This window comes from Candidatus Methylomirabilota bacterium, from assembly GCA_027293415.1.
GTDB lineage: Bacteria > Methylomirabilota > Methylomirabilia > Methylomirabilales > CSP1-5 > CSP1-5.
Genome location: JAPUFX010000077.1, coordinates 1 through 3,491 on the forward strand (window position 1 = coordinate 1; position 3,491 = coordinate 3,491).

Below are 3,491 nucleotides of genomic sequence, written 5' to 3' on the forward strand. Positions count from 1 at the left end.
ATATCTGAGAGCCCCACCAGAGATTACTACCGGCTGACCATCAAGAGAGAACTCGCCCCACCTAACCGACCAGAAGTGTACCCAGGAGAGTCTTCTAACTACTTCCATGATCAAGTGGAACCAGGCTCACACCTATTAGCAAAGTCCCCCAGAGGTAAATTCTTCCTCGACCCTCATGGGGAAACCGGCGTGGTTCTCTTAAGTGCCGGCGTTGGGCTAACACCTTTAATTAGCATGTTAAACTCCATTGTAGATGCGGGTTCGAACCGACCGACATGGTTTATTCACGGCAGTCGAAACAGCCGGGAGCATGCCCTGGTTGAACATGTGCGGCGCGTTGCCGAAGAAAACAGCAACGTCCACGTGCACATTCGATACAGCAGACCCTTGCCCGAAGACACCGTAGGGCGCGACTATGATGACGAGGGACACGTGGATATCGAACTCGTGAAACGTCTGCTACCCAGCACAGATTTCGATTTCTATCTGTGTGGTCCCACACCCTTCATGAAATCGCTGTTCAACGGGTTCCTTGCCTGGGAGATCCCAGAGACCCGGATTCATTACGAGTTTTTCGGGCCGGCCTCTGCGCTGACAGAGAGGGCAAAGGTTGCGACACCAAAGCGTGCCGCAGCAGCCTCTGAGTGCTGCGAAGAAATCGAGGTGACGTTTTCCAAGTCGGGGGTCAAGGTAAATTGGAACCCGTCATTTGAAAGCATCCTTGACCTCGCTGAGGCAAATGGATTGAGCCCGGATTACAGCTGTCGGTCTGGGATATGTCATACCTGTAAATGCACGCTCGAGGAAGGTGAAGTGGAGTACGTTCAAGAGCCACTTGACCTGCCCGCTCAGGGATCGGTCTTGATCTGCTGCTCAAAGCCAAAAAGCAATGTGGTCGTCGGGGTGTGACGCCGTCGTCGGCGAAAGTAAACGGTTTGCCCATAAGATGTCTGTTCGGAGGAGGAACTGAGTACTAGGGGGGACAAGGAGTGAAGCTTCTCTCGGTGAATGTGTCATTGCCCAAGGAAGTTCCATATATGAATAAGACGACCACGACAGGTATTTTCAAGGAACCCGTGGCCGTCCGGGTCATGCTGCGCACACTCAGTCTGGATGGGGATGGCCAAGCGGACTTGAAAAACCACGGCGGGATCTACAAGGCAGCCTACACCTATTCGTTCGAGAACTACGACTACTGGCAGCGCGAACTCGGGCGAACGGATTTCACGTTTGGCCAGTTCGGAGAGAATTTCACTGTCGAGGGCATGCTGGATGACGCGATTCACGTCGGTGACGTGTTTACCGTAGGCAGCGCGGTGGTCGAGGTCACGCAACCGCGCGTTCCCTGTTTCAAGCTAGGGATCAAGATGGGAATGGCACAATTCCCCAAGGTGTTCTTGGCGAGCGGTCGGCCGGGTTTTTACCTTCGGGTCGTGGAAGAGGGCGAGGTCGGCGCGGGCGATGTCCTGGCCCGAGTCAAGACTGACCCCGAACGCATGACGGTTCAGGAGGTGTGCCATTTACTCTACTTGGATCAGAAGAATCTCGTAGGGGCCAAGAAGGCGCTGCGTATCCAGGCGCTCTCACCCGGATGGCGGGGTTCTTTTGAAGAACGACTAACCAAAGCGGGAGTTCCTATTGAGCACGGCGAAGAAGCCAAAGAGGGAGAAAAGTGCTGTGGTCCGTGACCTCCCTTGAACACCTGCGGGAACCTTTCGACGCCCATCGCTGTTTATAAGGTAATTCCGTAGGTCAACGAATACGTCCAGGACGGGAGGATACGATGGCCACAATCGTCGAGTATAATTCAGGCAAGAAGCCCCTCAACGCCTATCCAAAACGGATCATTTCCCCGTTCCGTCCCGGCAATTGCTGTTCCGGCCACATGGTCCAGGTGGGCAATGTCCATGAGGACGAGCGGGGCTCCTGCTTCTGTTACCGCCGCTGCCAGGTCTGTGGATTTACCCTTCGGCATTTCCTGCCGGTCGTGCCTCCAGAGCAACCCCCCAGGATTCGAAGTCAAGGACGCCTCCTTCCACGAGTGGGGGAGGTGGCGTAGGCCTGAGTAGTTAGGCTCAAGGCGGGGGTTGCCAAACGCGCGGCCGACCATTACCATGATGGGAGGGTGGAATTGGAAGGAAGGGAAAAGGGCTAAGGCAGCGGTAGGACGATCGGCAAAATGAGTGCGGCCACACAGGTGTCGGTCCTGGTTGCGATGGGGGCGGGTCTGCTCTCGTTCCTGTCTCCCTGTGTCTTTCCCCTCATCCCCTCGTACCTCGCCTTGGTAGGTGGCCTCTCCCTCGAGGAAATCCAGGACTCAGCCGCCAACATCAAACACCGACGGCAGCTCCTGATACGCTCGGTGGCCTTTATCACCGGCTTCTCTGTCATCTTCATCTCCTTCGGCGCCTCGGCAACGGCTCTCGGACATCTCCTGTTCGATTATCAGCTCGTCATTCGTAAGGCAGGCGGGTTGTTGGTCATCCTCTTCGGCCTATACATCGCTGGCTGGCTACCCCTCCCCTTTCTCATGCGGGAGAAGCACTTTAACCTGAAGGAGCATCCCAGCGGACATCTGGGTGCCTTTCTTGTGGGAGTCACCTTTGCTGCCGCCTGGATCCCCTGCGTCGGCCCCATCCTGGGGTCGATCCTGGTGTTGGCCTCGACTTCCGAAACGGCAAGCCAAGGGATCCTGCTCCTCGTTGCCTATTCTGCGGGACTCGCCATCCCCTTTTTGCTGAGTGCCTTGCTTTTTGGGCGGTTCCTCCTCTTTTTTAACCGGTTCAAGCGTTTCCTCCCCTGGGTGAATCGGGTGAGTGGTCTGTTTCTCATCCTGGTGGGGGTGCTCCTCCTCACCGACTACTTCACCTTGCTTTCGACTTTCGCACTCCAATTCACTCCCGAGTGGCTGTTTGAGCGTCTATGAGGTCCAAAATGCCCGGATCCAGTTCCCTTTTTTGGATGAGGCGTCCGGGTATCATACGGTCACGGTGACGGTCCGGTAGGATCTTCGAGGTACGCGTGAAAAGAGAACCTGATTATTTCCGTATGTGGCTTCTCCTCACCCTCGTGGGAACGGTGCTCATCTTTTTCTCTCGGGCAGAGGCGGCGTCGATCGGCCAGCCGGCTCCGGAGCTCACCAATACAGTTTGGATCAATTCAACGCCGCTCCAACTCGCCGATCTTCGAGGGAAAGTCATCCTCTTGGAGTTTTGGACCTACGGGTGAATTAACTGCCGGCACACGATCCCCCAGTTGGTGGATTGGCGTCAGCGATTCGGCCCCCGAGGTCTCGTCGTCATCGGAATCCACTCACCGGAGTTCCCATGGGAGAAACCCCTGGACAAGGTGAAGTCCGCCTGCCAGGAGCTGGGGATCGCCTACCCGGTCGCCCTCGATAACGATTTTGCCACCTGGAAACGCTTTCGCACCCGCTACTGGCCCACCCTTCACCTCATCGACAAGCAGGGAATCATTCGCTTCACCCGGAT

Annotated in this window: 6 protein-coding genes; all 6 read left to right on the forward strand. The window is 56.2% G+C overall.

The annotated features are described in order from the left end of the window. On the forward strand, positions 1 to 909 hold a 909-nt coding region (locus O6929_06040; protein MCZ6479946.1), incomplete at its 5' end, for a 2Fe-2S iron-sulfur cluster-binding protein. Positions 910 to 1,037: 128 nt separating this feature from the next. Further along, positions 1,038 to 1,688 (forward strand): MOSC domain-containing protein, encoded by a 651-nt coding sequence (locus tag O6929_06045; GenBank protein MCZ6479947.1) that lies wholly within the window; start codon positions 1,038 to 1,040, stop codon positions 1,686 to 1,688. A 95-nt stretch (positions 1,689 to 1,783) separates the two neighbouring features. Further along, complete coding sequence (locus O6929_06050) at positions 1,784 to 2,059, forward strand: hypothetical protein (GenBank protein ID MCZ6479948.1); 276 nt, start codon at positions 1,784 to 1,786, stop codon at positions 2,057 to 2,059. A gap of 120 nt (positions 2,060 to 2,179) precedes the next feature. Beyond that, positions 2,180 to 2,926, forward strand: a complete 747-nt coding sequence (locus tag O6929_06055) for a sulfite exporter TauE/SafE family protein (protein MCZ6479949.1) — start codon at positions 2,180 to 2,182, stop codon at positions 2,924 to 2,926. Between the two features lie 95 nt (positions 2,927 to 3,021). Then, the gene (locus O6929_06060; protein MCZ6479950.1) at positions 3,022 to 3,228 is read left to right on the forward strand and encodes a hypothetical protein; all 207 of its coding nucleotides are present in this window, start codon (positions 3,022 to 3,024) and stop codon (positions 3,226 to 3,228) included. Positions 3,229 to 3,258: 30 nt separating this feature from the next. Next, on the forward strand, positions 3,259 to 3,491 hold a 233-nt coding region (locus O6929_06065), incomplete at its 3' end, for a redoxin domain-containing protein (GenBank protein MCZ6479951.1).